Below are 26,125 nucleotides of genomic sequence, written 5' to 3'. Positions count from 1 at the left end.
AGAACCTTCGGGCTCGGTAGCCTCCCGGGATGCCGGACTCCACTCTCGACGGTCTGCTCGCCACCTTCACCGAACCGAAGCCGTTCAACCGGGACACGGCCGACCGGGCACCGCTCGCGCCCGGAACACAGGTCGTCATCCTCGACGGTGACATCGTCTATGTGGGTGAGACGGGGCGGACTCTTCGGGAACGACTCCGAGCCCACCTGCGGGGCAACCGGGGCTCGTCGGTGCTGCACAAGCAGGTCGGCGAGCTGCTCGACGGTGAACTCGGCCGGCAGGCGAGCACAGCCGAGATCGCCGCATGGCTCGGCCGGTGCGAGATCAGGTGGCGGGAGACGGATGACCCGAAGGCGCTCAAGGAGGCCCTGCTAACCCGGATCGCTCCACGCTTCAACCAGCTGTTGCCCGGGCAACGGGTCACGTCCACGGGTGCCGCGAGCCGCTTCGCGCGGCTGGCGGAGCTCCCGTACTTCGACTCCGTGGTGGTGGCCAACCGGGCCTACCTCGACGCGGTCGTGCCGGACGCGGCGGCCACCGAGCGGGAACACTGGGCACTTTCCTGTCTGCCCGGCACCAGGACGGACCCGCCACGACTGTCGGCAATCTCCATGAAGACGATGGAGACGTTCGTGCTGCACGAGCCGACCGAGCCGGCCGCCGACGCCCGGGCCGAGGGCTTCATGGTCGTCCGCAAGTCGGTGGTCGACGCGCGCTGGACGCCCGCAGCCTTCCGCGCGGCCCATCCCGGCATCACCCGGTGGCCGTCGGACTACGTCGATGCCGGACCCGACCAGGAGTGCCTCACCGGTGGCGTCGACGACCTGATCGCGGCGCTCGGGGACGAGCGTGTGGTCCTCGCCGCCCGCGCCCTCACCGAACCACTGCTGCGCTCCCGGACCCTGCACGCGCGAGGGCACAGTCAGCCACTCGCCGATGCGGTGCTCGGCCGGCACGAACACACCGACTGGATCTACCCGGTGGACGCGGTCGGTAGCCCATCCGGGAATGTGTGGGAGTACTTCCACAGCGACGCGGTGGTCGACCTGCGGCTCGCCGCCGGCTACCACCAGATCGCCGCCGGCGACCGGATCTGGGCGTACGCCACCGTGCCACCCGCCCGTCTCGTCGCTGCGGGCGTCGCCTGGGACGACCCCTATCAGCAGGCGACGGAAGGTGGGTCGGAGTGGCGGGTGCCCATCCGGTGGGATGCCGAGCTGACCCGGCATCTGCGCAGCAACGAAGAGAACCTGCCCGGGGTGCCAGCCGGGCCGGTGCGTGGCGTGCGGGGGATGAGCGCGACCGAGCGCGACCGGCTCGCTGACAGGTTGGAAGCGGGCGGGGCGCCGGAACCCGAGGCCCTGCCCGAGGGGCGCCGCCGGAGGCTCGCGGAGGTCACTGCCCGCCAGGGGCAGGCCGACTTCCGGCGCAGGCTCCTCGAGGCGTACGGGGGGCGCTGCGCGATCACCGGCTGCGACACCGGGGCTGCCCTCCAGGCCGCCCACATCTCGCCGTACGACGGACCCGCCACGAACCGGGTCACCAACGGTCTGTTGCTCCGGGCCGACGTGCACAACCTCTTCGACCGGGGCCTGATCTGGGTTGACGAGCAGCTTCGCGTCCGGGTCAAGGCGGAGGCCGCGCACTACGGGAGCTGGCACGGCGAGGAGCTGCGGCTGCCGATCCGTGCGGCGGACCGTCCGGACGCCGCCGCGCTGCGCGCCCACCGCCAGGAGGTGGCCGGAATGCCGTGAGACCCCCTGGTTCGACATCGATCTCCGTGAGATTGTCTATGTCGGAGCGTGTGCGACAGGACACGAGGGGTGATCGAAGTGGGTGTTGCGGACGGGCCGTCGCAGTGGTCGATCGAGAAGTTCGGGTTCGCCCAGGCGGTGACGCTGCGCAAGCGCGTTCCGGCGGCCCTCAAGCGGGCGGTCGAGCGGGCCATGGACGCCCGGGAAGCGTCCGAGATGACCAGTGACCATGCCTTCGGGTCCGTGCGCTGGCTGGTGCAGTACGAGGAACTGCACCTACACCTACGGGAACTGCCCGACGTGACGGACCTGCGACCAGCCGGTGCCCAGTTCAGGATCACCGTCTGCGCGGGCCACCTCCTGCTGCCCTGGCACTACTCCACCAGGAGCGACCTCGAGATTGCGCGGGTCCGACCGGGGCGCACCCTCAACCGATTCGCCCACGACCTGCTCGCCATGTACGGCCCGACGCCGCGCTACCAGCAGGACACCCTGCCGCTCATGCCGCTCAGTGATCAGGAATCCCGCGACCGGTCGGAGTTGCGGGACGCAGTCGAGCGGCTTCCCGTCGAGCCGAAGGTGCTGCTGATCGGCTATGCCTGCAATTCGGACGCCGGGCTGCTCCGGGTCTCCTGGGGCGAGGCGGCGCTCCGACAGAACGGCGAGCTGGAGTGGCAGCACGTCGAGGACCTGCCGCTACCGGGTGACGCCTCCCAGAGCCGGCGCGGCTTCGCCGCCTGACCGCCACGCCGCCCCGGAGGGCCCGACCGTGACGGCGGTGAGGTCGGCGGCAGCCATCGCGTCACGCCTGCCCGGCAGCGGGGCCGGGAGTCGCTCGCTGGAAGCCGACCTTCGCCTCGGGAAACGAGTCCCGCAGCGTGGTGAGGGTGGGCTCAGTGTTGCGGCCCCACACCTTCCGTACCACCCATGTCCGGCCGTCCTGCACCAGAGCGTGTTCCGTGAACCAGCGGCTGACCTCCACGCCGGGGTACTGATCGGCGAGCGCAACCCGCACCTCATCCTCGCCGTGGTGCTCGCCCTCGATGGGCCGGAACCGGCCCGGCGACAGCGCGCCGCCGATCGCCGCCGCCGGCACCCCTCGCTGGATGAGTTTCTCGATCATCAGCCGCACTGCTCGGCGCTTGTTCTCGTCCGGCAGCACCTGGCCCTCGACGATGATGTGATACCTGGTCCAATCCCGGTTGTCGGTGCCTCGCCGTTCCTGCTCAGCGACCTTGCGACCGACCCGGATCTGGTAGTCGGCCGCCTCGGGCAGTGGGATGACCTGCTGGATGTCCAGCAGGACCCGTCCGTCGATCCGGTACGGGATGAGCCGGACGCAGCGTACGTCCATGCCGTCGAAACGGTTGAGCCACAGCACGGCGGTGGTCAGCTCCCGCCCGAAGTCCGCCGAGACGAGCAGAATGCGCACGTCGGAGGAGATGATCGGCGCCTCGTCGCTGTCTCCTAGATCGAGCCAGGCGAGCAACTCCGATCTGGCGTCGACGTCCTCGTCCGACCGGATCCGGGAAAGGTGGTCCTCGTAGGCCGCGACGACCTCGTCGAAGCTCATCGCCGAGACCATCGCTGCGTACCGGAGAGCCTGAAGCTCCATGTGCCCGCCGTCATCGGTGCGCTTGAGTTCGATGACCACCAGATGCCCGGTCTTGTCCACGGCCAGCAGGTCGATCCGGCGCCTCGAGTCCTCCCAGTTGCCGAACTCCTCGGCGACGACGAGCAGGTCCGGGCTCAGCACGGCGATGTCGTCACGCAGCAGCCGTTGCAGGTCGTCGCGTTCGTAGATGCCGAGGGCGGCAAAGCGGGCCGCGTCGTGCCGGCGCAGGCGGTCGCCGTCGATCTCGTACAGCGGCACTGGTACTCCTTCGATGGGACGCGGGTCAGGCCGGCGACGAGCCGGCAACGGAGGTGTAGGTGCGGGCTTGAGCTTTGACCGAGCGTGGGCAGATCGGTGTTCCGTCCGCTGCCGTCGTGCCCGCGACCCATCGATACGGAGGTGTCCGGCGCGGCTCTGCGAGAGGCGGCCGACATGATGGGCAAGCGTAATTGATGCCTATTCCCCGGGTGTGGCTTTCGACGAGGTCGATCAGTCCGCAGTGGATATTGACGAGGCCGCCCGGTCGGCTTAGAGCTTGGTGATCACTAGGATCGGCGCCGTGATGATCAAACGACGGCTTCCAGCGGTCCTCTTAGGACTGTTGGTGGCCTTCCCGACACTGGGCGTGCCTCCCGCCTACGCCGACGAGCACGAGACCGAACCCGCCGAGCCGCCCAAAGTGGAGCTGGTCCTCGACGTCAGCGGCTCGATGCGCGCCAAGGACATCGGCGGGCGTTCCCGTATCGCCGTGGCCCAGGAGGCGTTCAACGACGTCGTGGACGCGCTGCCCGAGACGACGGATCTCGGCATCCGCGTCCTCGGCGCCACCTACGGCGGGGACGACAAGAAGGTCGGCTGCCAAGACACCCAGCAGCTCGTACCGGTCGGCCCCGTCGACCGGGTGAAGGCCAAGAACGCCATCGCCACCCTGCGCCCCACCGGCTTCACCCCCGTCGGGCTGGCCCTGCGCGAGGCGGCGAAGGACCTCGGCTCCGGCGAGACCACCCGGCGCATCATTCTCATCACCGACGGCGAGGACACCTGCGCGCCGCCGGACCCCTGCGAGGTGGCCCGCGAGTTGGCCGCCCAGGGCACCCACCTGGTGGTCGACACGCTCGGCCTCATTCCGAACGAGAAGGTACGCAAGCAGCTCGTCTGCATCGCCTCGGCGACCGGCGGGACGTACACCTCCGCGCAGAGCAAGGACGATCTGACCCGGCGGATCAAGCAGATCGTCGAACGGGCCAAGGACACGCACACGAAGACGCCGGCGAAGGTGGCCGGCACCGACGTCTGCGCCAAGGCGCCCGTGCTCACCCCCGGTGTCTACACCGACCGGGAGCGCTTCGAGGAGCACCGGTGGTACCGGATCCCGGTCCAGCCGGGGCAGGAGCTGCGGGCCTCGGTGAGCATCGGCCTGGACCGGCCGTTGAACCGGGACTACGGCGTACTGCTGCGGGCCACCGCCACCGACGGGCGGGAACTGGTCCGGGGCAACGACGCCGGCAGCGGTCGTACCGACGTGCTGTCGACCGGCGTGCGCTGGTCGGCGGCGGACGACGAGGACGAGGAGGACTCGGCGGACGACGACAAGGGTGGCGTCTTCTCCGACTCGACCGAGAAGGCTCCCGAGCCCACCGTCGTGTGCCTGGTGGTCAGCAACTCGTTCTCCGCGAAGGCGGGCGCCGGTCAGGCTCCGGGCATGCCGCTCGAACTGACCATCGACCTGGTCGACGCGTCGCCCGCCCCGAACAGTCCGGGTCTCGGCCGGGGCTGGGTCCTGCTGGGCGTACTCATCCTTGCGGGCCTGCTCAGTGGGTTGATCGTTGGTTGGCTGACCCGTTGGTGGGTCGCGGTCTGGAGGACCCGATGACGATGCGGAAGGCTCCGGCCCTGACCTCGGCCCGCCGGGCGGCGGTGCTGCTCGCCGCCACCGGCATCGCCGTCGCGCTGCCGGCCGCCGCCGGCGCGGAGACGCCCACCCCGTCGCCGGGGGCCGCCACCATCCACAAGGCCGGCACCTCGTTCCTCACCGCCGCCGGGATCAGTCCCGGCCAGCCGGTACGGGTCGGCGCCTCCGTGGGCGACTACCTGTACTGGTCGTTCACGGCCGAAGCGGGGGACACCCATCACGTGGCGGCCACCGTGTCGCTGCCCGCCGCGGCGAGCCGGAAGGGCGACTCCACCTGGACGGTCGAGGTCTTCGACGGGCTGCGCCGCCGGCAGGCGTGTGTGGCGGGGGCGCAGACCCCGGTGGCGTCGAAGAGTGCCACCACCGTCGAACTCGACTGCGAGCTGCGCCAGGTGCGCTCGTGGGCCGAGCCGTGGTCGGGTGACCCGTTGCCGGGCACCTACTACGTCCGGCTGTCCGGCATCGAGTTGCCGGAGCAGGAGCTGGGCCTGCCGATCGAGGTGAGCCTGCTGGTCGGGGTGGAGTCCGACGGCGACACCAAGCCGGAGGGTGGCGACCTGAAGGCGCCCCTGGCCCCGGCGGTGAACCCGGGCAAGGTGCTCGCCGGCGATCCGACCGCCAGCACGCCGGCCCCGGGGGCGGCCGGTGACGAGGAGGACGGCTGGTTCGACTGGGTGCGGTGGCCGGGCCTGTCGTCCCGCTGGTACTGGACCATCGGCGGCGGCATCCTGGCCGCCGTCGCGGGCGTGGTCGGCTTCGCCCTGACCCGCCCCCGCCAGCGCGTCGGCTGACCGTACGCGCGGTCACCGCACAAGGGCACGAACGAGATCGACGACGACGGCAGGGCGGGCATGACCGAGCGGGTCGTGCCCGCCCTGCTCCGCGTCCGGGTCGACGGGTCAGACTCCCGGCGGCCGGTAGGCCATGTTCAGCTGGAGCGCCCCGTCCATCTCCTCGGGGGTCAGCAGCGGGTTGATCCGGGTGTCCAGGCCGCCGGCCGCCCGGATCGTGGTGGCCAGGGCGACGGCGGTCTGCTGGTCGGGAAGGTCGCAGATCACGTACGCGTCGTGCGGACCGAGCCCGAAGTCGAAGGACTCCATCCGGCCACCGGCGTTCTCGACCAACGCCCGGATCACCTCGGCGCGTCTCGCTCCGCCTTCCTTCATCAAGCCGCTGATCCCCTCGACCGTGTAGGTCGCCGTGAACAGGAACCTCGCCATCCGGGCACCACCTCCGTATCCCGGCCGCGCGTACCCCACGTGCCGGCGACTAGTCCTGCCCGCTGCCGTTGACGAGGGCGCGAGACAACCAGGGGAGTACGCCACGCCGGGCGCCCGCAACCCGGGTGGTAGGCCCATCGCCAACTCCGGCATGACGACCCGTGACCACGCCGGTACATACGCTGCCGGCTGTACTCGTCATGCGAGCGAAGGGATCCTCGATGAACGTCCATCACCTGCTTGCCGCCCCCAGTGCCTACACCATGAGCGCCGGGCGCCTCGGGGCCACCGTCGCTGCCCTGCTGGGGCTGGCCGGCGTGATCATCGGCGGGCTGGCTCTGGCCCGCCCCGCCGGTCGGTTCGGCACCGGCTCCGGCCGGCTCGGGGCCAGTGTGGCCCTGGCCGCGGGGCTGATCGGCATCGCCCTCGGCGGGCTGGTCGTGGTCACCTCCGACAGCGGTATCGGCACCGGAAACGGGCGGGGCGGGGCCTACGTGGCCCTGGTGCTGGGGCTGGTCGCCGTGGTCCTCGGTGGGCTGGCCCTGGTGCGTTCCCGGCGCACCGCCTGATCGCAGACCGGCCAGGGGCGCCGGGTCGGTGCGGCGCCGTGGAGGTCGCCGTCAGGAGCGGGCGAGCCAGCCGGGAACGGTCAGGCCGGACTCGTACGCGAGGATCACCAACTGGGCCCGGTCCCGGACCCGGGTCTTGGTCATGATCCGGCTGACGTGCGTCTTCGCGGTGGCCGGGCTCAGCACCAGCCGCGCCGCGATCTCGTCGTTGGACAGGCCGGCGGCGACCAGCGTCAGCACCTCACGCTCCCGCTCCGTCAGCGCGCTCAGCCGTGGCCCCGGATCCGGGTGGGTGGCCCGGGCGGCGAACTCGGAGATCAGCCGGCGGGTGATCGACGGCGCGATGAGCGCGTCACCGCGCGCCACCACCCGCACGCCGTGGATGAGCTCCGCGGGCTCGGTGTCCTTGACCAGGAAACCGCTCGCGCCGGCCCGCAGTGCGCCGTAGACGTACTCGTCCAGGTCGAACGTGGTCAGGATGATCACGCGGACGTCGGAGCTCGTGGCGATCTCCCGGGTGGCGGCCAGGCCGTCCAGGCCGGGCATCCGGACGTCCATGAGGACGACGTCCGGCCGCAGCTGCCGGGCGAGCCGCACCGCCTCGGCACCGTCGGCGGCCTCGCCGACCACCTCGATGCCGTCCTCCCCGCCCAGGATGGACCCGAACCCGGCGCGCACCAGGGTCTGGTCGTCGGCGAGCAGCACCCGGATCACGCCACGTCCCCCGGCTCCGGTCGCGGCGCGGGAGGGCCCGCCGACACAGGGACGGGCGGTATGGGAAGGCGGGCACGCACCCGGAAGCCGCCGTCCACGCCCGGGCCCGTGGTCAGCGAGCCGCCCAGTGCCCGGGCCCGCTCGCCCATGCCCAGGATCCCGTTGCCGGGCTGGCCCGCCGTGCCCACGCCGTCGTCCTCGACCTCCAGCAGCACGTCGTCGCGGTCCGGTCGGACGCGGATCACCACGGCGCTGGCACCGGCGTGCCGGGTCACGTTGGTGAGCGCCTCCTGGACGATCCGGTACGCCGCCAGGTCGACCTCCGGCGGCAGCGCGCGGGTCTCGGCCAGCTCGGTGCGGATCTCCAACCCGGACCGCCCGGCGGTCGTGACCAGCTCGTACAAGCGGTCGAGGCCGGGTGTGGGCCCGGTCGGCGCCGCGCCCTCCCGCCGCAGGATGCCGAGCGTCGTGCGCAACTCCCGCAGCGTCTCCTTGCTCGTCTGTTTGATCGCGGCGAGCGCCTGCGCGGACCGGTCGGGGTCCGGCCGGTGCAGCGCGGCGCTGGCCTGCACGTTGATCAGGGAGAGATGGTGACCGAGCACGTCGTGCAGCTCGCGGGCGATGCGTAGCCGCTCCTCGGTGGCCCGTCGCCGGGCCTCCTCCTCCTTGCCCTGCTCCGCGGCCAGCACCCGGGCCTGCGCCTCGGCGAGGTAGGCCCGGCGGTTGCGGGTCACGCCCACGATGACCGCGACGAGCCAACCGGCGTGCAGCAGCGTCGCCCCGTTCACACTCTCGGCCGTCCGGTGGTAGCTGTCCGCGACGGCGAAGGCGATCACCGAGGCGAGACCGAGCCCGACGGCGACCCCGAGATGCCCCTCGTCGACGACGGTGTAGAGCGCCACGACGAACACCAGCATGATCGGCCCGGGCCGGTGCAGCAGCGCGCCGTACGCGCCGACGGCAGCTAGCGCCACGACGCCCACCGCCACCGGATGGCGGCGGCGGAGGTAGAGCGCGCCGGAGGACGCCAGCACCGCCAACAGCGCCGCCCGTTCGGCGTCGGTGTCGATGCCGGACGCCTGCACCACCAGGCCGACGACGGCCACGAGGCCGACCACCGGCACCAGGGCCACCTTCGCCGCCAGGCCGTGCCATCGCGACGTCCACATGCGTCGAAGCCTAGTGCCGGACGCCGTACGACTCACTTGCGCCAGGCGGGGGCCATCCGCTCGGACATCTCGTGCCAGAACGTCGCTCGGGGTGCCGGTCGACGAGCGACTCGACGCACAGGTCCGCGACTTTGCGCACGAGCGGGTGGGCGCTGCCGCTGTGGCGGTGCGCGGCGAAGCCCTGCACCTGCCCGCAGTAGGAGCCCGGTTCCGGCCTTCCCGCGCTGCCCGACCCGGGGCACGGCGTCACCGCTCGGCGGTGGGGCAGGCGTAGGGTCCCGGTGATCGGTGGGGAGGGGGAATCGATGCGTTCCGGGCTGGAGGTGCCGCCGGCGGTCGAGGCGGAGCGGGTGATCGCCGCCGTACTGGCCGACCTGCGCTCCGGCGACCATCGCGGCGTGGTGGTCGACTCGCCGCCGGGGGCCGGCAAGTCGACCCTGGTGGTGCGCGCCGCCGTCGAGCTGGCCGCCGCCGGCGAACCGCTGATCATCATCGCGCAGACCAACGAGCAGGTCGACGACCTCATCGACCGCCTGGCGCGCAAGGCGCCCGAGCTGCGCATCGGGCGGCTCTCCGCCGCCGACTACCGGCCGTCCGAGCGGGTCAGGGGCCACGAGACGGTCCGGGTCGCCGCCAAGGTCGCCGACCTCGGTGGTCCGGCCGTCATCATCGGTACGGCCGCCAAGTGGGCCACGGTCGCCGAGGGCTCCTGGCCGTGGGCGATCGTCGACGAGGCGTACCAGATGCGTTCGGACGCCCTGCTGCGCGTGGCCCGGCGGTTCGAGCGGGCGCTGTTCGTCGGCGATCCCGGTCAGCTCGACCCGTTCTCGACGGTGGAGACGGGCCGCTGGACGGGCCTGACCTGGGATCCGATGCAGTCGGCGGTCGCCGTGCTGCTGCGGCACAACCCGGAGTTGCCGGTGCACCGGCTGCCGGTGTCGTGGCGGCTACCCGCCTCGGCGGCGCCGGTGGTCGCGGCGGCGTTCTACCCGTTCACCGGGTTCCGCGCCGGCACCGGCCCGGCCGACCGGGCGTTGCGCCTCGGCGAGCCCGGGGCGGGCGACGCCCTGGACCGGACGGTGGACCTGGCGGCGGCCACCGGCTGGGCGCTGCACGAGCTGCCGGCGCGGCAGACCCTGCGTACCGATGCGGAGGCCGCCTCGGCCTGCGCGGCCCTGGCGTTGCGGGTGCTGCGGCGGGGCGCGGTCGCCGTCTCCGAGCACGCGCCGGCGGGTGCGCCGGTCACCGCCGACCGGATCGCCGTCGGGGCCGCCCACCGCGACCAGGCCGCGGCCATCCGCGCGCACCTGGGGCCGGCGGGGGCCGGCATCACCGTCGACACCGCCAACCGGCTCCAGGGCCGGGAGTACGACGTGACGATCGTGCTGCACCCGCTGTCGGGGCGACGCGACGCGACCGCGTTCCACCTGGAGTCGGGGCGGCTCTGCGTGCTGACGTCGCGGCACCGGCACGCCTGCATCGTGGTGGCGCGCGCCGGCATCGGGGACCTGCTGGACGCCCACCCGTCGACGGAGACCGTGCACCTCGACGTGCCGGTCAAGTTTCCGGACGGCTGGGAGGCGAACCAGACGATCCTCGCCCTGCTCGCCGGCACGACGGTGGCCGGCTGACCCGGCCCCCGCCGCCGGCCGCTTCCGCCCGCCGAACGGAACCGTCCGCCCCCTCTCGCCGGATGGTGATGGCTGCCCTAACATCCATCAACATCAAATCCGGCTCCGGAGGGAAATTCCCTATGACGGGTCTACTCGCCCGCGTCCTCACCTCGGCCCGCCTGGCACTCGCCGGCGTCGGCGCCGTGCTGCTCGCCATGGTGGGCGCCATCGCTGTCGTGGCCGCACCGGTCCAGGCCGCGGGCCCACGGCCGAACTTCCAGATGCCGTTCCCCTGCGGCGAGACCTGGCGGATGGCCACCTACTACGGGCATGACGACTACGACATCGACATGACCTTCACCGGCGGGGCCAGCAACGGCCGGCCGATCCTCGCCTCGTACGCCGGCACCGTCACGTTCGCCGGCTGGACCAGCGGCGGCGGCTGGTACGTGGTGATCGACCACGGCGGCGGCTGGAGGACCAGCTACGCGCACATGATCGAGTCCCCGCCGGTCCGCGCCGGGCAGTGGGTGTCGACCGGCCAGCAGATCGGCCGGGTCGGCAGCACCGGGAACTCGACCGGCCCGCACCTGCACTACGAGCTGACGCGCGACGGCGTCAAGACCGAGGCGTACTTCAACGGCGTGCCCTCCGGCATCACCTCCGACGGCAGCCCGAACACGGGGCCGCTCTACGTCTCCGGCCCCGTCTCGTCGGCCCGGAACATGACCAGCCAGAACTGCGGGCAGGTCAGCTCCAACCGCCAGGTGTACGAGTCCGGCAGCCACAGCGGCTGGCAGATGCTGCCGGTCAACAGCATCACCGGCTCGACCACCGCGTCGATGGTCATGGGCACCAACAAGCTGCTCTACACGGTCAATGACGGCCGGGTGTACGAGGCGGCCAGCGACACCGGCTGGCGCAACCTGTGGACCGGCATCTCGGGGGTCAGCAACAACGCGCTCGCCGTGATCCACGTCGACGGCGTCAAGTACATCTACACCGTGATCGGGGGCATGGTCCACGAGGCGGCGAGCAACAACGGCTGGCGCAACCTGAACACCGGCATCTCGGGGGTCAGCTCGAACGCCTTGGCCGCGATCAACTTCAACGGCGTGAAGATCATCTACACGGTGGCCGGTGGCATGGTCCACGAGGCGGCGAGCAACAACGGCTGGCGCAACCTCAACTCCGGCATCTCGGGGGTCAGCCCGAACGCGTTGGCCGCGATCAGTCACAACGGTGTGAAGATCGTCTACACCGTGATCGGCGGCATGGTCCACGAGGCGGCCAGCAACAGCGGGTGGCGCAACCTGAACTCCGGCATCTCCGGGATCAGCCCCGACGCGCTGGCGGCGATGGACGTCAACGGCGTCAAGCACGTCTACACGGTGGCCGGGGGCATGGTCCACGAGGCGGCGAGCAACAACGGCTGGCGCAACCTCAACTCCGGCGTCCGCGGCACGACCGTCTCGGCGACGAGCCTCAACGGGGTGAAGATCCTCTACACCGCCTGACGGCGCGACCGGACCACGGTTCCGCCTGCCGCCCGCCCGCCGGCGATCCCAGAAAGCCGGCGGGCGTGGCGGCCCGGGCGAGGGCGATCAGTCGACTACTTGACGTAGTCAGGTTGGGGATAATGCCTGGTCGCGTGACTACATAGCGTGAGCGAGTCAATCGCAGCGCCTCGTCACGGTCGCACCCGACACCTGCGGGAGGTCACCGCCGAGGCGACAGACAGGAGAATTCCATGTCAGCTCAGGCAGCAGCCCGCCGGCTCCGACCCCACGCGTTCACCCTCATCCTCGGCGTCGCCGTGGCGGCCGGGGTGGTCGTCCCCGCCGCACCCGCCTCGGCCGCCGTCCCCGGCCTCGTGCGGATCGTCGCGACGAGCGCCAGCAACTCGGACGACTTCCGCAGCGTCACGGCGACCTGCCCGGTGGGCAAGGTGCTGACCGGGACGGGCTACGAGGTCAACGGGGCGACCGGCGAGGCGGTGGTCGACGACCTGCGCCCCAACGGCGGCCCGGCCGCCGCGCCGACCGCCGTCACCGTCGGGGCGTACGAGGCGGAGGCGTTCGCGGGCAACTGGTCCCTCACCGCGTACGCGATCTGCGCCAACCCCGTCGCCGGTCTGGTGCGGGTCTCGGCGACCAGCGCCAGTGACTCGAACGACTTCCGCAGCGTCACGGCGACCTGCCCGGTGGGCAAGGTGCTGACCGGGACGGGCCACGAGCTCAACGGCGTCACCGGGGAGGGCGTGGTCGACGACTTCAGGCCGAACGGTGGCGTGGCCGCCGCGCCGACGTCGGTCTTCGTGGGCGCGTACGAGGCCGACGCCTTCGCCGGCAACTGGTCCGCGACGGCGTACGCGATCTGCGCCAACCCCGTCGCGGGACTGGTGCGGGTCTCGGCGACCAGCGCCAGTGACTCGAACGACTTCCACAGCGTCGCCGCGGCCTGCCCGCTCGGGAAGGTGCTGACCGGGGCCGGCTACGAGCTGAACGGCGTGACCGGCGAGGCCGTGGTCGACGACTTCCGCCCCAACGGCGGCCCGGCCGTCGCGCCGGCCACCGCCACCGTCGGCGCGTACGAGGAGGACACGTTCACCGGCAACTGGACCAGCACCGCGTACGCCATCTGCGCGACGGCGTAGTCACCGGCGCCGGCCGGTGGTGCCGCCCCGACCGGGGGTGACGCCACCGGCCGGCGCCCGTCAGGCGAACGTGTCACCGAACTCGCGTACGCCGTCGACGTCCAGGGTGATCCGGCTGTTGTCGGTCCACTGGCCGGTGGCGGCGCGCCAGCTCGGGTCGTCGCGCTCGTCGATGTCGGTCCATCCGGGCCGGTGGTGGCGCAGCTGGATCGGCCCGGACGACGCACCAGGGGCGAGAACGCCCCCGGTGAAGGTCAACTCCACCCAGCCGGGGATCGGTGTGCCCGGCAGCGGGTACCGGGTCGGCGTCGGGGTGGGTGTCGGCGTCGGCGGGCCGCCGGGCGGCAGGGGCGGCGGGAAGAACGTCACGCCGCGGCGGATCCGGTCGCAGCCCAGCGCCGCCCAGTCGCAGTTCGGCACCAGCGAGGTGTCGCCGCCCTCGAAGGTCAGGTGGTAGCGCACCCGCACGGTGGTGAGGTCGAGCGGCCCGGTGCCGGTGTTGGTGACCTTCAGGACGTGCTGGATCTGGTTGTCCGTCGGCGACCAGTCGAGGTTGAGGTAGCTGACCTTGGCCCGCCCGTACGCCGTGCGGACCGGGGTCACGGGGGAGGGGTCGGAGTAGCCGCCGAGGGTGTAGGCGCTGACGACGAGCCGGTACTCGCTGCCCGGCGCCAGGTTGGTCAGCGTCAGGGTGGTGGCGGTGGTGCTGCCGAGGCTCCGGTAGGCGTACGGGCCCAGCCGCGCCCGCACCTCGTACGTGATCGGTTCCTCGCCGGCCGGCTCGCCCACCAGGTGGAGGGCGTCCAGGAGAGGGTGAGGCGGTGGGGCTCGTCGACCACGACGACGGGGCTGCCGGGTGTGGTGAGCGCCGGGGTGTCGTCCGCCCGCGCGGCGCCGACGGCGAACGGGCTCAGCAGCGCGGCGAGGACGGCGGCGAGGGTGACGCGACGGGCACGCATGGTGACGATGCTACGAGTGTCGATGGATGCTTATCAATCGTTAGGTGGCCGTCCGGCCGGCGGGAGCGCAGTGCACAGTGCGCGGGATTCCGCCGCCGTCGATCACCGGTTTTCGTGTCGGTTCACCGATAGATCGACGTCTCTTTTGATCTACGTCTGTGGATAGCGTGTCGTGGCAAAGGCCGTCCATGAAAGGCGGACCATGAACGAATCCCATTCCCCACTCTCCCGGCGCCGGATCCTGCTCGGCGCCGCCGCGGCCTCGGCGGCCACCGTCGCCGGAGCGAGCGCCGCACACGCCGCGCCACCCGCCGGGGGAGCGCCCCCGGCAGGACCGGCCCGGCGTCCCGTCGCCCGGGACCGGATCGCCACCGCCCGGCTCACCGGCGGACCGGCCCGCTTCCAGGCGGACTTCCACGAACGCCTCGACGCCTGGCTGGCCTTCTGGTCGGCCAACTCGCCCCGGATCTGGAGCACCCCGACGGAGGTCGAGGGTCAGGTCGGCGGCGACGGCGACGCGTTCACGCTGCACGCCATCCGGGTCACCCGTGACGACGAGACGCGGGACGCCTTCGCCGCCGGGCGCTCGGACGCCGCACACCTGGCCACCCTCGCCAGCCTGCACCACCACTTCCCGTCGGTACGCGTCGAGGCGGGCGGCGCGCTGCGGGTGGCCGACGGCCCCGCCGGCTGGACCGGCTCGGCCGGACAGGTCGCGTTCGCGACCACCGCCTGCCGGGAGCTGTGGGGGCTGCGCGCCGCCGACGCGACCGACTGGCGCGAGCACCTGAGCCGGGCCGGGCACGGGGGCGACCCCACCTCCCGCTCCGGCTGGGCGGCATTCACCAGGGCGAGTCTGCGGCGCGGGCTGCGGACCGATTCGTACTGACCATCGGAGGTAGGACATGGCACGCAGTGAATTCCGTTTCGTCGTCGACGGCGTCGACCTGACCACCGAACAGCAGAGCCTGATCGCGAGCGAGATCCAGAAGGCGGGCCTGAACGCCCTCTCCACCGCCGGCAAGAGGCTGACCAACCCGCTCGCCGTGGGGCACGCCAACATCAAGCTCCGCCCCGAGTGGTACGGCCTGTGGGTCATCGACGGCCCGTTCGCCGAGGAGCTGGGCCAGAAGATCAACGACATCGGCTTCTGGATGCAGCGGTGACGGACACCGCCCACCGGCCGGACCCGCCGGAGCGGATGTGTCCGAGCACCCCCGCGGCCAACGCCACGGTGTTCCTCGGCATGATCACTCCGGCGGGGCGGGTCGCCTACGTGACGCCCCCGCTCCCCGCCGAGGTCGCCCTCGCCCAGGCCGGCACGGACACCCCGGTCGAGTCCCGGTACCGGCTGGCCGGCCCGTGCGTCACGTCGAAGTGCGGCTTCTGGACCGGCGCGCACTGCGGCCTCGGCGAACGGGTGGCGGCGTCCTTCCAGGAGGTCGCCGGTCCGGCGGAGGACGACCTGCCGCGCTGCGCGATCCGCCGGACCTGCCGGTGGTACGCGGAGCAGGGCCGGGCCGCCTGCGCCGCCTGCTCCCACGTGGTCACCGACGCCCGCTGAGCACCCGACCGCCCGCCTGCTCGTGGGCGACCGCCCACCGGGCGGACCCGCGCACACAGGCCGGGCGGCGGCGTCGCCGCGCGTAAAGGGCTCGCGATGTCCCACCCTTCCGCTACGGTCTGGGCGTCATGGATCCGCGGTACGACGGGGACGTCATCGGGCGGGAGCATCCCGCGGGTCTGCTGCGCGCCGAGATCGACCGGATGACCACCAGCCACGGCGGTCTGGTCCTCGTCGCCGGGGAGCCCGGCATCGGCAAGACGACGCTGGTCACGGCGGCGGCCGGCGAGGCCCGCCGACGAGGCGCGCTGGTGCTCGGCGCCGCCTGCTGGGATTCCGGCAGCGCCCCCGGCTACTGGCCCTGGGTGCAGGTGCTGCGCGGTCTGCGCCGCTCGACCGACGACTGGGCGTTGGCCCGGGAGTCGGCCGAGCCGGCCCTGGCGGCGCTGCTCGGCGAGGCGGCCGGCGGCACCGCCGGGGAGCCGGCGGACGGCGACGCCGGGGCGGTCGACGGCGCAGCCGGCGAGGCGGCCGGCCGTCGGAGCGGTGACGACCGCGTCGAGCAGGAGGAGTTCGCGCTGCACGACGCGGTGACCACCGCGCTGGTCGCGGTGTCCCAGCGCCGGCCGGTCGTGGTCGTGCTCGACGACCTGCACTGGGCCGATCCCGCCTCGATGCGGCTGCTGCGCTTCGCCGCCCAGCACACCTGGTTCGAGCGGCTGCTGCTTATCGGCACCTACCGTGACGCCGAGGTCGAGTCCCCCGAGCACCCGCTGCGCGGGCTGCTGATGCCGCTGGTGGCGAAGGCGACCACGCTCACCCTCACCGGCCTGTCCCGCGACGAGGTGGCCGCGTTGATGACCCGGGCGGCCGGCCGGGCACCCGACGCCGACCTCCTCGACGAGGTGCACCGGCGCACCGGCGGCAACCCGTTCTTCGTGGAGCAGACCGCCCGGATCTGGCGTGCCGACGGCCGGATCGGCACGATCCCCCCGGGCGTACGGGAGGCGGTGCGGGGCCGCCTCGCCCAGTTGCCGGCGACGGTCGTCGAGGCACTCACCGCCGCCGCCGTGCTGGGCCGGGAGTTCCACCGTCCGGTCCTCGCCGCCTGCGCGGGCACGCCGGCGGCGCAGGCCGACCGGCTGCTCGACCGGGCGGTGACCGCCCGGCTCGTGGTGTCCCGTGGCGGCGGCCGGTTCGCCTTCGTGCACGACCTCGTGCGGGAGACCCTCTACGACGCGCTGCCCGACGACGACCGACGCTCCCGGCACGCGGCGGTCGTCCGGGCCGTCGACGGCGCGCCAGCGCTCGCCGAGCGGCTGATCCCCGCCGACCTGGCCCGGCATGCCCACCTCGCCGGCGCCCACCTCGACCCGTCCCGCGCCGCCGATCTGCTGGTCGCCGCGGCCCGCGCCGCGGCCGGCCGGCTGGCCGTGGACGAGTCGGTGGTCCACTTCCGCCGGGCGCTCGACGTCGCCGACGACCCGACCCGACGCGTGAAGATCATGATCGAGCTGGGAGAGCTGCTGCACCACTCGGGCGCGGGCGACGAGGCCCGGCGGCTGCTCGCCGAGGCCACCACGCTGGCCGTGGCGGCCGACGATCCGGTGGTGCTGGCCCGGGTCGCCCTCGTCGTCCACCGCCGCCACGCCGACGGCCCCGGGCGGCTCGCCGATCCGGAGGACGTGCTGCGGGAGGCGTACCGGCGGTTGATCGGCGGGTCCGCGGGCACCGTCCCGGTCGGCACGATGGTCACCGACCTGATCGCCGCCACGGAGTCCCTGGCCCGGCGGGGGCACGACGACGAGGCGCTCACCTTCAGCCTGTGGGCCCGCCACGACACCACCTGGGGGCTGGGCTCGGCCCGCGACCGGGCCGCGATCACCGCCGAGATCCGGGACGTGGCGCGCCGCGGTGGCGACCGGGAGACGACGCGCTGGGCGACCGCGCTGCGCTGGGTCGCCCTGCTGGAGCTGGGCGACCCCCGCTACCAGGACGAACTCACCACCTTCGTCACCGGCGCCCGCCAGGGCGACGCCCGGCACCGGGCCGCCGCCACCATGGACGACGCCATCATCGCGGCCTTCCGTGGCGACTTCGCCCGGGCCGACCAACTGGTCGGCGAGCTGACCGCACTCAGCGAGTGGGAGCACTCCGACTTCGCCTTCATGGGCCACCACCTGCGCTGGTCGCGGCTGCACCTGCAGGGCCGTGCCGACGAGGTCGACGCCCTGCTCGACGAGCTGTCCTCGACCGGCTACCCCCATCCGGAACTCGTCCGGGGCATCACCGCGGCCGAGCGCGGCGACGTCGAGACGGCCCAACGGGTGGTCGCCGGCATCGAGTCCGCCGGCACGACGTACCCGGGACCGGTGTCGCCCCTGTGGCTGCGGCTGCGCGCCGGGGTCGCCGCCGTCAGTCGCGACCCCCGGCGCTGCGCCGAGGCCCGGGACGCGCTGCGACCGCACCGCGGGCAGTGGATGTCGGCGTTGTTCGGCTGCGACCTCAGCGGCCCCGTCGACCACTGGCTGGCCCTCGTCGACGCCGCGCAGGAACGCTGGGACGACGCGGTGACCGGCTTCTCCGCCGCCCGCGACTCCGCCGACCGGCTGGGCGCCCGCCCATGGTCGGTCCTGGCCCGCGCCGCGCTTGCCGACGCGCTGACCGGGCGGGACCGTCCCGGCGACGCGGCGGCCGCCGCCGCGCTGCGCGCCACCACCGCCCGCGACGCCGCCGACCTCGGCATGCACTCGACGGCCCGCCGCCTGGCCGGCGTGCCGTCGACGGGGGCCGAGGCGTCGCCCGCCTACCGGCCGGGGGTCGTCGCCGCGGTCGCCGGTCCGCGCCCGGCGTCGGCCGTCGCACCGGCCGCCGGCCCAACTCCGGCGCGGGCCGTCACCGCCGGCCCGCAGGCGGTGGGGACCGGGTCGCCCGCCGCCGGGCCGCACCCGTCCGCCGTCGGGCGGCAGGCGGGCCAGGCGTACGGGTTCCGCCGCGACGGGCCGGTCTGGCAGCTCGCCTACGCCGGCGTGGTGGTGCACCTGCCCGACGCGAAGGGGCTGCGCGACCTGCACGTGCTGCTCAGCCGGCCGGGCGTCGACGTCCCGGCGGTGGAGTTGCTCGACCCGGCCGCCGGGCCGGAACTCGTCGCGGCCCGCCGGATGGGCGGCGACCCGGTCCTCGACGACGAGGCCAAGGCCCGCTACCGGCGGCACCTGGAACGGCTCGACGACGAGATCGACCGGGCCGCCGAACGCGGCGACGAGCGGAGGTTGGCCGACCTCGACGCCGAGCGCGGCGCCCTGCTCGCCGAGCTGCGCGCCGCCGCCGGGCTGGCCGGCCGCAGCCGACGCCTGGGCGACGAGGCCGAGCGGGCCCGCAAGACGGTCACCGCCCGCATCCGGGACGCGCTGCGCAAGCTCGACCAGCGCCACCCGGGCCTCGCCGCCCACCTGCGCGACACCGTCTCCACGGGCAGCACCTGCCGCTACCTCCCGCCCGAGCCACTGCCCTGGCGCCTCTAGTAGTGCTACTAGCCCCCGGGCACCGGTCGCTCGTCGTCGGCGCGGGCCGGTAAACCCCGCAGCCCCTCGCGGTGTCTTGCTGACTGAGAGACCCGGGAGGGGCCAGATGCGAGAGGCGCATGCCACGGAGTTCGACGACTTCGTCCGTACCCGGTCGGTGGCGCTGTTGCGGGTGGCCTACCTGTTGACCGGCGACCGGCACGCGGCCGAGGACCTGCTCCAGGAGGTACTGGAGCAGATGTACGTGCGTTGGCACCGTTTGCGCACCTCCCCGGAGGCGTACGCCCGGCGGGCCCTGGTGAACCGGTCGATCAACCGGTGGCGGTGGCGGTCCCGGCGGCCGGAGCAGGCGTTGGGCGACAACGACGGGGTCGCCCGGGACCACGCCGACGACATCGCGCTGCGCCAGGCGGTCGTCGCGGCGCTGCGTACCCTGCCGCCCCGGCAGCGCGCCGCCGTCGTGCTGCGCTACCTGGAGGACCTGTCGGTCGCCGAGGTCGCCGGGGCGCTGCGTTGCTCCGAGGGCACCGTGAAGAGCCACGCCTCCCGGGGCCTCGCCCACCTCCGGGTGGCGCTGGCCGGGTCGAGCCTCGTCCTGTCCGCCCCGACCCACACCGGGAGTGCGCGATGACCATCCAAGAGCGTGACGTGCGGGGCGTCCTGCGTCGGGTTACCGATGACCTCGTCGGCCCGCCGACCCTGATCGACGACGTACGACGGGGTGGGCGTCGCCGGTTGCGGCGACGTCGCGCCGTCCTGGCCGCCGTGTGCGCGGCCGTGGTGGCGGTACCTGTCGGCGGTGCGCTCCACCTCGCGGACGGCGGGGCCGCGGTGGAGGTCGCCTCGCCGCTGTTCGACGGACCCACCCGCGGCGATCTGGCCGGCGACAACAGGTATCTGCGACAGGTCCGGCAGGCGTGGCGGGACGGAACCAGGGACACCGGCTCCGATGTCGAAGGCGATCCGCACGTGGTCTGGGCGGGGAACACGCCGGCCGGGCCCGCCGCCTACGTCGCGCAGCGGACCACCGCCACCGGCGAGGTGTGGAAGCCGGCCGGCGAGCGGATGATCGGCTATGCCGCGTTCGTCGAGCCCACCGCCGGCGGGCCACGGGTCATGACGCGGGAGACCGTGACCGATGCCGGCACCTACGGCAGTTCGGTGGCCGTGCTGCTCGGATCGCGACGCGACGTGCTGGTCGTGCTCGACACCGGACAGCCGGTCGAGTTCTCGCCGACGCTCCGGTACGCGGCCGACGGCCGGATCGAGCGCACCTTCCAGCGGGTGGAGTTCCGGGACGGGGCCGCCGTGCTGTCGGTGCCGCCGCAGCGCGGAAGGGTGACCGTCGCCCTGGTCCGGAGGCCGGTCAGCGCGACGACCGCCGTCCACATCGCCAACGCGACCGACGTCCTCTTCGCCGACCGGAAGGCCAGTCCGCAGCCGCGGTCGGTCACCTACACGCTGCCCGACGCGGAACGGGTGTGGGGCGACAGCCCCGCCGCGCAGGTCGGCAGGGACGTCTACGAGACGGAAGCGCTCGCCGCCTACGTCGATCCCGGCGGCACGCACCGGGCAGGGGAATCTCCCCACCTGGTCGTCTACGGGGCGACCCCCGACGGCCGGCAGCTGCTGCTCGAGAGCCACCAGTACGACGACGATCCCACCCGCGCGATCGCCCTGCTCGCCCACCGCGGCGCGCCCTTCCAACCGGTGGCCAGCGGATTCATCGACTGGACCGCGCCGCTGCCGGTGCGGCTGCGGCTGCCCGACGGGCAGGGTGTCCTCGTCGCCGCCGAGGGCGCGGCGCTGAGCTACCGGGTCGGTGCGGGGGAGTGGCACGACGCCGGGCGCGGCGCGGCGCTGCTACCCGCCGACGCCACCGAGGTACGCGTCACCGCTGCCGGCGGCACGGCCAGCACCGTCCGGGTCGACTCCTAGCCGGCCGCCGCACGACGACGGGCACCACCACCTGCGTGGCGGTGCCCGTCCTGCGTGGCGGTGCCCGTCGTCGGCAGGATCAGCGGCGGTTGTAGCGGTACATGGTCAGCGTGCCGAAGACCACCAGGAAGCCGGCGGTCCACAGCAGCGTCCACATGATCGCCGACGCGTCCGAGGTTCCCGACATGACGGCGCGTACCGAGGCCACCAGCTGCGTGATCGGGTTGACCTTGACGAACGCCTGGAGCCAGCCGGGCATCGTCGCGGGCTCGACGAAGACGTTGCTGAGGAAGGTCAGCGGGAACAGCACCATCATGCTCGCCCCCATCACGGACTTCTCGCTGCGCAGGACGAGCCCGAAGAACGTCCAGACCCAGGAGAACGCGAACGAGAAGACCACCAGCAGGCCGATCCCGGCCAGCACGCCGGGCAGCCCGCCGTCGGGCCGGAACCCGAGCACCAGCCCGACGCCGAGGATGACCACGGCCGCCAGCACGTACCGCAGCACGTCGCCGAAGATCATGCCGACCAGCGGGGCGGGCCGCCAGACCGACAGCGTCCGGAACCGGTCGAAGACGCCCTTCTCGATGTCGGTGTTCAACCCGACGCCGGTGTACATGGTGATCATCACGACGCTCGTCACCATGATTCCGGGCAGGAAGAACTGGAGGTAGTCGCGCGGGCTGTCGGCGAGGGCACCACCGAACAGGTACGTGAACATCAGCACCATGATGATCGGGAACGCCGTCACGTCGAAGAGCTGCTCCGGCACGTGCTTGATCTTCAGCAGCGCGCGCCAGCCGAACGTGAGCGACGCCGACAGCGCGCCGGGCCTGGGCGGTCGCGCGCCGGGCGCGAGGACGGTGGCGAGCGCCTCCGTCGAGGGTACGTAGACGGACGGGGCCCGCCCGGTCGTGGTGGCGTTGGTCATCGGGCTGCCTCCAGCTGGTCGTCCCGCTCGTCGGCCGCGACGGCGGGGTGATCGGTCAGGGCCAGGAAGACCTCGTCCAGGCTCGGCTGACCGAGGGAGAAGTCGTCGACGACGATGCCGGCGCGGGCCAGGTCCCCGAGCGCGCGGGCCGCCTGCTCGTTGGCGTCGAGGTCGCTGCCGTCGCCGCCGACCCGCGCGGTCAGCGCGACCGGATCGGGTGCGAGCTGCACCGGCACGCCGAGGGCCGCCTGGAGCAGCTTCTCCGCCTCCGGCCGCCGCCCGGGGTCGCGCAGCCGCAGGTGGACGGTGCCGGAGCCGACCGAGGACTTCAGCTCGCCCGGGGTGCCCTCCGCGATCACCCGGCCGTGGTCCACCACCGCGATGCGGCCGGCGAGCTGGTCGGCCTCGTCCAGGTACTGCGTGGTCAGCAGCACCGTCGTGCCGTGTGCCACGACGGCCCGGACGATCTCCCACACCTGGTTGCGGCTGCGCGGGTCCAGCCCCGTCGTCGGCTCGTCGAGGAACAGCAGGTCGGGGGTGTTGAGGATGCTCGCCGCGATGTCGATGCGCCGCCGCATGCCGCCCGAGTACTTCTTGACCTGCCGGTCGGCCGCGTCGGTCAGGCCGAACGCGGCGAGCATGCCCTCCGCCCGTTCCCGGGCGGCCGGCTTGCGGTGCCCGAGCAGGCGGGCGAGGAGCATCAGGTTCTCCAGCCCCGTCAGGTCCTCGTCCACGGAGGCGTACTGGCCGGTCAGGCTCATCCGGGCGCGCACGGTGTTGGCCTCGGTGACGACGTCGTGCCCGAAGACGCGGGCCCGTCCGCCGTCGGGGCGCAGCAGCGTCGCCAGCACCCGTACCGCCGTGGTCTTGCCGGCGCCGTTCGGGCCGAGCAGCCCGTAGACGGTGCCGGCGGGGACCTGGAGATCCATGCCGGCGAGCGCCCGGGTGTCCCCGAACGACCGGGTCAGGCCCTCGGCCTCGATGGCCAGGCCGGTGGTGCGTGTCATGCTCCCTACCTTCCTCAGGTGTCACACGTTCAGGAGACGTACGGGCGCGCGGCGCGGCCCTCGCGCAGGGCCAGGCCCCACCAGTGGAGCTGGTCGAGCAGGACGTCGGCCGCCCGCTCGCACCGGTCGGCCGTCGGGGGTGACGGCGCGCCGTCGAGCAGGTCGACACCGACGACGTCGCGCATCGTGACCGCGTGCAGTGCGGTGAAGACCGTCCGGAGCTGCTCGACCGCGTGCAGGCCGATGGAACCGCACCCGTACGACACGAAGCCGACCGGTTTGGCCTGCCACTCGTCGTACGCGTGGTCGATCGCCTGTTTCAACGAGCCCGGAAAGCTGTGGTTGTACTCGGGGGCGACCACGACGAACGCCTCCGCCCGCGCGACCTGCGCGACGAACGACCCGACCGCGGGAGTCGGCTCAGCCGGGCAGCTCGCGGGGAAATCGTGGTCGGCGAGGTCGACGACCGTCACCGCCAACTCGTCGCGTCGCCGTGCCCGGTCGACGAACCAGCGGCCGATCCGGTCGCCCGCCCGCCCCTCCCGGGTGCTGCCGATGATCACGGCGAGGCGCAGTGGCGTCATGGCTCCCCCTCCCGGCTCCGGTTCCACCCGTCGGGCGCGAGACGGCGGCCAGCACCCCGCCAGATCGGAACTGGCGGGGCGCGATGCCGGCGGCGGGTGCGCTGCCACGGGCGTCAGGGGAAGGGGCGGCTCATGACCGACGTGCGGATCGGGCCGTGGCGTACCCCTGATCGGGGGCCTTCCAACCGGTGATCAGGCCGGCTCGTCGAAGAGCACCGGCCAGGGGCGGGGCGCCGGCCCGGGCGGCGGTGGCGGAGGCTCCGACCCGTCGGCCAGCACCTCCGCCGCGAGCTGCCCGAACATCGGCGCGGCCGGGTGCGCGGCCCGGCGCGGCCAGGCCGCCGAGGTGCGCCGGACCAGCGGCGACCCGGCCACCGGCCGCCAGGCGATCCGGGGCTCCCGGCGCGCCGTCGCCGCCGGCTCGACGGCGACCCCGCCGCCCGCCAGCACCAACCCGAAGAGGAACTCCGGGTTCCGCGCCGGGCGGACCCGCCCCGGCGTGAACCCGTGCCGGCGGCAGACCTCCAGCAGGTGGTCGTGCCAGCCGGGCGCGGTGGCCCGGGGCGCGGTCACCAGGTCCAGTCCGGCCAGCGCCGCCAGCTCGACCTCCCGTCCCCGGGCCAGCGCCGAGGCGCGCGGCAACAGCACCCCCAGCGGTACGTCGACGGCGGCGCCGAGGCGCAGCCCGTCGTCGGTGACGGGATGGTGCAGCAGGCCGACGTCCAGCCGTCCCTCGCTGAGCATCCGCTCCTGCTCGCCGCTGGTCAGCTCGTGCAGGTCCACGTCGAGCCCGGGGGCGCGCTCGGCCAGCCGGTCGAGCAGCTCGCGCAGGGTCACGGCGGGTGTCTCCGGCGGCACCCCCGCCCGGAGTACCCCCGACACGCCGTCGCGCACCTGCCGCATCAGGTTGCGCAGCCGGCCCTCCCCGGCCAGCAGTTCCTCGGCCTCGCCGAGGAGCAACTGGCCGGCGGTGGTCAGCCGCACCTGCCGCCGGGACCGGTCGAACAGCTCGACCGCCAGCTCCCGCTCCAGGCGCTGCACCGACTGGCTCAGCGGCGGCTGGGCCATGCCGAGCCGCTCGGCCGCCCGCCCGAAGTGCAACTCGTCGGCGACCACCACGAAGTGCCGCAGGTGCCGGAGCAGGTCCACGGCCGGGACCCTACGCCAGCGCCCGCCCGCGTCCGCAACCGCGAACACGTCCGCAACCGCAACCGCAACCGCAACCGCGACCGCGGACGTGGACGTGGACGTGGACGCGGCGAGATCTTGGTACCGAAGCGCCCCTCGGGGGGCACTTTGCTACCAAGATCTGGCGCCGAGCGCCGAGCGCCGAGCGCCGGCGGGCGTCCGGCGGGCGGGGGCGGGGCAGCGGCTACCGTGCGCAGTGTGGTGGCGGAGCGGATCGTGGAGATCTTCGAGCGGGCCGGGGTCACCGGCTGCCTGCACGTCGTCGACCTCGACGCGGTCGACGGCGGTGCCGGTACGGGTGAGCTCGACGGCCGGCGGGAGGTGGCGGTCCGGGCGGACGAGCAGGTGGTGATCGCCTCGATCTTCAAGGTGCTGCTGGTGCTGGAGTTCGCCCGGCAGGTCGTCGCCGGCCAGCTCGACCCCCGGGAACGGGTCCTCGTCACCGCCGACGACCGGCTCGGCGGGTGGGGGATCGCCGGCTGCGCCGACGACGCCGAGGTGTCGCTGCGGGACCTGGCCTACTTCGCCATGTCGGTCAGCGACAACACCGCCGCCGACCTGCTGCTGTGCCGGGTCGGGGCGGACGTGCTGCCGATGCTCGCCGCCGAGCTGGGGCTGCCGCGTACCCGGATCGTCGGCGGCCCCCGGCAGCTGGTCGAGACGATGCTCGCCGACGTCGGCGCGCGTACGGAGGCGGACTTCGCCCGGATCTTCCCCACCCTGCCGCCCGAGCGGGTCCGCGCGATGCGGATGTTCGATCCCGCGCACACCACGTCGAGCACCGCCCGGGAGATCACCCGGCTGCTCGGCCTGATCTGGCGCGACGAGGCCGGCCCGCCCGAGGCGTGCGCGATGGTCCGGGGCTGGATGGCCCGGCAACTCTTCTGGACCCGGCTGGCCGCCGGTTTCCCGCCGGGCGTGCGGGTGACCGGCAAGACCGGCACCCTGCCGGGCCTGTACCTGGAGGCGGGCGTGGCCGAGTACCCCGACGGCGGGCGGTACGCCGTCGCCGTCTTCGTCCGCGCCACGCAGCTCGCCACCCGCCGCATCGACGTGGACCTGGCGATGGGGGAGGCGGCCCGGACGGCCGTCGAGGCCCTGCGTGCCGGCTGATCTTCCGGCCGCGAGGTGCTGCCGTCGACCCGGCTGAGCTGGCCCGATATGCCGGCGGATATCGATCGTGTCGGCCGACGATCTTGGACCGGGCC

25 protein-coding genes are annotated in these 26,125 nt (G+C 73.4%); 15 read left to right on the top strand and 10 right to left on the bottom strand.

Annotation, left to right across the window (positions count from 1 at the left end; genetic code table 11):
• Positions 1 to 29: 29 nt before the first annotated feature.
• Together ACPXCB_RS08225 and ACPXCB_RS08220 are read left to right on the top strand one after the other, a co-directional pair.
• Positions 30 to 1,754, top strand: coding sequence for an HNH endonuclease (locus ACPXCB_RS08225; RefSeq protein ID WP_425873659.1), 1,725 nt, complete (start codon positions 30 to 32; stop codon positions 1,752 to 1,754).
• Between the two features lie 78 nt (positions 1,755 to 1,832).
• Positions 1,833 to 2,495 carry a hypothetical protein gene (locus ACPXCB_RS08220; RefSeq protein ID WP_425873657.1) on the top strand — a complete coding sequence of 221 codons (663 nt, stop codon included), beginning with the start codon at positions 1,833 to 1,835 and terminating at the stop codon, positions 2,493 to 2,495.
• Between the two features lie 61 nt (positions 2,496 to 2,556).
• Here ACPXCB_RS08220 and ACPXCB_RS08215 read toward each other — a convergent pair whose 3' ends face one another.
• Positions 2,557 to 3,627 (bottom strand): hypothetical protein, encoded by a 1,071-nt coding sequence (locus ACPXCB_RS08215; RefSeq protein WP_425873655.1) that lies wholly within the window; start codon positions 3,625 to 3,627, stop codon positions 2,557 to 2,559.
• A gap of 304 nt (positions 3,628 to 3,931) precedes the next feature.
• Between ACPXCB_RS08215 and ACPXCB_RS08210 the strand changes: the two genes are divergently transcribed.
• The gene (locus ACPXCB_RS08210; protein WP_425873977.1) at positions 3,932 to 5,242 is read left to right on the top strand and encodes a VWA domain-containing protein; all 1,311 of its coding nucleotides are present in this window, start codon (positions 3,932 to 3,934) and stop codon (positions 5,240 to 5,242) included.
• A complete protein-coding gene (locus ACPXCB_RS08205) occupies positions 5,239 to 6,072 on the top strand; it encodes a peptidase (RefSeq protein WP_425873653.1) in 834 nt (277 codons plus the stop codon). The genes ACPXCB_RS08210 and ACPXCB_RS08205 overlap by 4 nt, the downstream gene beginning before the upstream one ends.
• 108 nt (positions 6,073 to 6,180) lie before the next feature.
• Here ACPXCB_RS08205 and ACPXCB_RS08200 read toward each other — a convergent pair whose 3' ends face one another.
• Positions 6,181 to 6,501: a GYD domain-containing protein gene (locus tag ACPXCB_RS08200; RefSeq protein ID WP_425873652.1), complete on the bottom strand. Its 321-nt coding sequence runs from the start codon at positions 6,499 to 6,501 to the stop codon at positions 6,181 to 6,183.
• 221 nt (positions 6,502 to 6,722) lie between these two features.
• Between ACPXCB_RS08200 and ACPXCB_RS08195 the strand changes: the two genes are divergently transcribed.
• Positions 6,723 to 7,070 (top strand): DUF6223 family protein, encoded by a 348-nt coding sequence (locus tag ACPXCB_RS08195; protein ID WP_425873650.1) that lies wholly within the window; start codon positions 6,723 to 6,725, stop codon positions 7,068 to 7,070.
• Between the two features lie 51 nt (positions 7,071 to 7,121).
• On the opposite strand, the gene ACPXCB_RS08190 is transcribed toward ACPXCB_RS08195, so the two are convergent.
• Both ACPXCB_RS08190 and ACPXCB_RS08185 read right to left on the bottom strand, forming a co-directional pair.
• Positions 7,122 to 7,784: a response regulator gene (locus tag ACPXCB_RS08190; protein WP_425873648.1), complete on the bottom strand. Its 663-nt coding sequence runs from the start codon at positions 7,782 to 7,784 to the stop codon at positions 7,122 to 7,124.
• The gene (locus tag ACPXCB_RS08185) at positions 7,781 to 8,953 is read right to left on the bottom strand and encodes a sensor histidine kinase (RefSeq protein ID WP_425873647.1); all 1,173 of its coding nucleotides are present in this window, start codon (positions 8,951 to 8,953) and stop codon (positions 7,781 to 7,783) included. The genes ACPXCB_RS08190 and ACPXCB_RS08185 overlap by 4 nt, the downstream gene beginning before the upstream one ends.
• 305 nt (positions 8,954 to 9,258) lie before the next feature.
• On the opposite strand from ACPXCB_RS08185, the gene ACPXCB_RS08180 reads away from it, so the two are divergent.
• The 3 genes from ACPXCB_RS08180 to ACPXCB_RS08170 all read left to right on the top strand — a co-directional run bounded on the left by ACPXCB_RS08180 (position 9,259) and on the right by ACPXCB_RS08170 (position 13,222).
• A complete protein-coding gene (locus ACPXCB_RS08180; RefSeq protein WP_425873645.1) occupies positions 9,259 to 10,584 on the top strand; it encodes an AAA family ATPase in 1,326 nt (441 codons plus the stop codon).
• A 122-nt stretch (positions 10,585 to 10,706) separates the two neighbouring features.
• Positions 10,707 to 12,083 (top strand): M23 family metallopeptidase, encoded by a 1,377-nt coding sequence (locus ACPXCB_RS08175; RefSeq protein WP_425873643.1) that lies wholly within the window; start codon positions 10,707 to 10,709, stop codon positions 12,081 to 12,083.
• 233 nt (positions 12,084 to 12,316) lie between these two features.
• Positions 12,317 to 13,222 (top strand): hypothetical protein, encoded by a 906-nt coding sequence (locus tag ACPXCB_RS08170; protein ID WP_425873641.1) that lies wholly within the window; start codon positions 12,317 to 12,319, stop codon positions 13,220 to 13,222.
• A 60-nt stretch (positions 13,223 to 13,282) separates the two neighbouring features.
• Here the strand turns inward: ACPXCB_RS08170 and ACPXCB_RS08165 are convergent, their stop codons facing one another.
• Together ACPXCB_RS08165 and ACPXCB_RS08160 are read right to left on the bottom strand one after the other, a co-directional pair.
• A complete protein-coding gene (locus ACPXCB_RS08165; RefSeq protein WP_425873640.1) occupies positions 13,283 to 14,011 on the bottom strand; it encodes a cellulose binding domain-containing protein in 729 nt (242 codons plus the stop codon).
• Positions 13,909 to 14,181, bottom strand: a complete 273-nt coding sequence (locus ACPXCB_RS08160; RefSeq protein ID WP_425873638.1) for a hypothetical protein — start codon at positions 14,179 to 14,181, stop codon at positions 13,909 to 13,911. The genes ACPXCB_RS08165 and ACPXCB_RS08160 overlap by 103 nt, the downstream gene beginning before the upstream one ends.
• 202 nt (positions 14,182 to 14,383) lie before the next feature.
• Between ACPXCB_RS08160 and ACPXCB_RS08155 the strand changes: the two genes are divergently transcribed.
• The 6 genes from ACPXCB_RS08155 (at position 14,384) to ACPXCB_RS08130 (ending at position 21,207) form a co-directional block, all read left to right on the top strand.
• Positions 14,384 to 15,070, top strand: coding sequence for a hypothetical protein (locus tag ACPXCB_RS08155; protein WP_425873637.1), 687 nt, complete (start codon positions 14,384 to 14,386; stop codon positions 15,068 to 15,070).
• A gap of 16 nt (positions 15,071 to 15,086) precedes the next feature.
• Complete coding sequence (locus ACPXCB_RS08150) at positions 15,087 to 15,347, top strand: hypothetical protein (protein ID WP_425873635.1); 261 nt, start codon at positions 15,087 to 15,089, stop codon at positions 15,345 to 15,347.
• Positions 15,344 to 15,745: a hypothetical protein gene (locus ACPXCB_RS08145; RefSeq protein ID WP_225852145.1), complete on the top strand. Its 402-nt coding sequence runs from the start codon at positions 15,344 to 15,346 to the stop codon at positions 15,743 to 15,745. The genes ACPXCB_RS08150 and ACPXCB_RS08145 overlap by 4 nt, the downstream gene beginning before the upstream one ends.
• Positions 15,746 to 15,873: 128 nt before the next feature.
• On the top strand, positions 15,874 to 19,269 hold the full coding sequence (locus ACPXCB_RS08140; RefSeq protein WP_425873633.1) for an ATP-binding protein: 3,396 nt from the start codon (positions 15,874 to 15,876) through the stop codon (positions 19,267 to 19,269).
• Positions 19,270 to 19,375: 106 nt separating this feature from the next.
• Positions 19,376 to 19,900, top strand: a complete 525-nt coding sequence (locus ACPXCB_RS08135) for a SigE family RNA polymerase sigma factor (protein WP_425873631.1) — start codon at positions 19,376 to 19,378, stop codon at positions 19,898 to 19,900.
• Positions 19,897 to 21,207, top strand: a complete 1,311-nt coding sequence (locus ACPXCB_RS08130) for a hypothetical protein (protein WP_425873629.1) — start codon at positions 19,897 to 19,899, stop codon at positions 21,205 to 21,207. The genes ACPXCB_RS08135 and ACPXCB_RS08130 overlap by 4 nt, the downstream gene beginning before the upstream one ends.
• Before the next feature lie 79 nt (positions 21,208 to 21,286).
• Here the strand turns inward: ACPXCB_RS08130 and ACPXCB_RS08125 are convergent, their stop codons facing one another.
• The 4 genes from ACPXCB_RS08125 to ACPXCB_RS08110 form a co-directional block, all read right to left on the bottom strand.
• Positions 21,287 to 22,138, bottom strand: a complete 852-nt coding sequence (locus ACPXCB_RS08125) for an ABC transporter permease (protein WP_425873627.1) — start codon at positions 22,136 to 22,138, stop codon at positions 21,287 to 21,289.
• Positions 22,135 to 23,145 carry an ATP-binding cassette domain-containing protein gene (locus ACPXCB_RS08120; RefSeq protein ID WP_425873625.1) on the bottom strand — a complete coding sequence of 337 codons (1,011 nt, stop codon included), beginning with the start codon at positions 23,143 to 23,145 and terminating at the stop codon, positions 22,135 to 22,137. The genes ACPXCB_RS08125 and ACPXCB_RS08120 overlap by 4 nt, the downstream gene beginning before the upstream one ends.
• 29 nt (positions 23,146 to 23,174) lie before the next feature.
• Positions 23,175 to 23,729, bottom strand: a complete 555-nt coding sequence (locus ACPXCB_RS08115) for an NADPH-dependent FMN reductase (RefSeq protein ID WP_425873623.1) — start codon at positions 23,727 to 23,729, stop codon at positions 23,175 to 23,177.
• Positions 23,730 to 23,921: 192 nt separating this feature from the next.
• Positions 23,922 to 24,878, bottom strand: a complete 957-nt coding sequence (locus ACPXCB_RS08110; RefSeq protein WP_425873621.1) for a LysR family transcriptional regulator — start codon at positions 24,876 to 24,878, stop codon at positions 23,922 to 23,924.
• A 237-nt stretch (positions 24,879 to 25,115) separates the two neighbouring features.
• Between ACPXCB_RS08110 and ACPXCB_RS08105 the strand changes: the two genes are divergently transcribed.
• Complete coding sequence (locus ACPXCB_RS08105) at positions 25,116 to 26,030, top strand: serine hydrolase (protein ID WP_425873619.1); 915 nt, start codon at positions 25,116 to 25,118, stop codon at positions 26,028 to 26,030.
• Positions 26,031 to 26,125 lie beyond the last annotated feature (95 nt).

Origin of the sequence: Micromonospora sp. DT62, assembly GCF_049847285.1 — a bacterium.
Lineage (GTDB): Bacteria > Actinomycetota > Actinomycetes > Mycobacteriales > Micromonosporaceae > Micromonospora > Micromonospora reichwaldensis.
This window is presented reverse-complemented; position numbering and strand designations above follow the sequence as displayed.

Coding starts and splice junctions, on each gene's coding strand:
- ACPXCB_RS08225 (WP_425873659.1), top strand. CDS start 30: ATGCCGGACTCCACTCTCGACGGTCTGCTCGCCACCTTCACCGAACCG.
- ACPXCB_RS08210 (WP_425873977.1), top strand. CDS start 3,932: ATGATCAAACGACGGCTTCCAGCGGTCCTCTTAGGACTGTTGGTGGCC.
- ACPXCB_RS08205 (WP_425873653.1), top strand. CDS start 5,239: ATGACGATGCGGAAGGCTCCGGCCCTGACCTCGGCCCGCCGGGCGGCG.
- ACPXCB_RS08200 (WP_425873652.1), bottom strand. CDS start 6,501: ATGGCGAGGTTCCTGTTCACGGCGACCTACACGGTCGAGGGGATCAGC.
- ACPXCB_RS08195 (WP_425873650.1), top strand. CDS start 6,723: ATGAACGTCCATCACCTGCTTGCCGCCCCCAGTGCCTACACCATGAGC.
- ACPXCB_RS08185 (WP_425873647.1), bottom strand. CDS start 8,953: ATGTGGACGTCGCGATGGCACGGCCTGGCGGCGAAGGTGGCCCTGGTG.
- ACPXCB_RS08180 (WP_425873645.1), top strand. CDS start 9,259: ATGCGTTCCGGGCTGGAGGTGCCGCCGGCGGTCGAGGCGGAGCGGGTG.
- ACPXCB_RS08175 (WP_425873643.1), top strand. CDS start 10,707: ATGACGGGTCTACTCGCCCGCGTCCTCACCTCGGCCCGCCTGGCACTC.
- ACPXCB_RS08170 (WP_425873641.1), top strand. CDS start 12,317: ATGTCAGCTCAGGCAGCAGCCCGCCGGCTCCGACCCCACGCGTTCACC.
- ACPXCB_RS08160 (WP_425873638.1), bottom strand. CDS start 14,181: ATGCGTGCCCGTCGCGTCACCCTCGCCGCCGTCCTCGCCGCGCTGCTG.
- ACPXCB_RS08155 (WP_425873637.1), top strand. CDS start 14,384: ATGAACGAATCCCATTCCCCACTCTCCCGGCGCCGGATCCTGCTCGGC.
- ACPXCB_RS08150 (WP_425873635.1), top strand. CDS start 15,087: ATGGCACGCAGTGAATTCCGTTTCGTCGTCGACGGCGTCGACCTGACC.
- ACPXCB_RS08140 (WP_425873633.1), top strand. CDS start 15,874: ATGGATCCGCGGTACGACGGGGACGTCATCGGGCGGGAGCATCCCGCG.
- ACPXCB_RS08135 (WP_425873631.1), top strand. CDS start 19,376: ATGCGAGAGGCGCATGCCACGGAGTTCGACGACTTCGTCCGTACCCGG.
- ACPXCB_RS08130 (WP_425873629.1), top strand. CDS start 19,897: ATGACCATCCAAGAGCGTGACGTGCGGGGCGTCCTGCGTCGGGTTACC.
- ACPXCB_RS08125 (WP_425873627.1), bottom strand. CDS start 22,138: ATGACCAACGCCACCACGACCGGGCGGGCCCCGTCCGTCTACGTACCC.
- ACPXCB_RS08120 (WP_425873625.1), bottom strand. CDS start 23,145: ATGACACGCACCACCGGCCTGGCCATCGAGGCCGAGGGCCTGACCCGG.
- ACPXCB_RS08115 (WP_425873623.1), bottom strand. CDS start 23,729: ATGACGCCACTGCGCCTCGCCGTGATCATCGGCAGCACCCGGGAGGGG.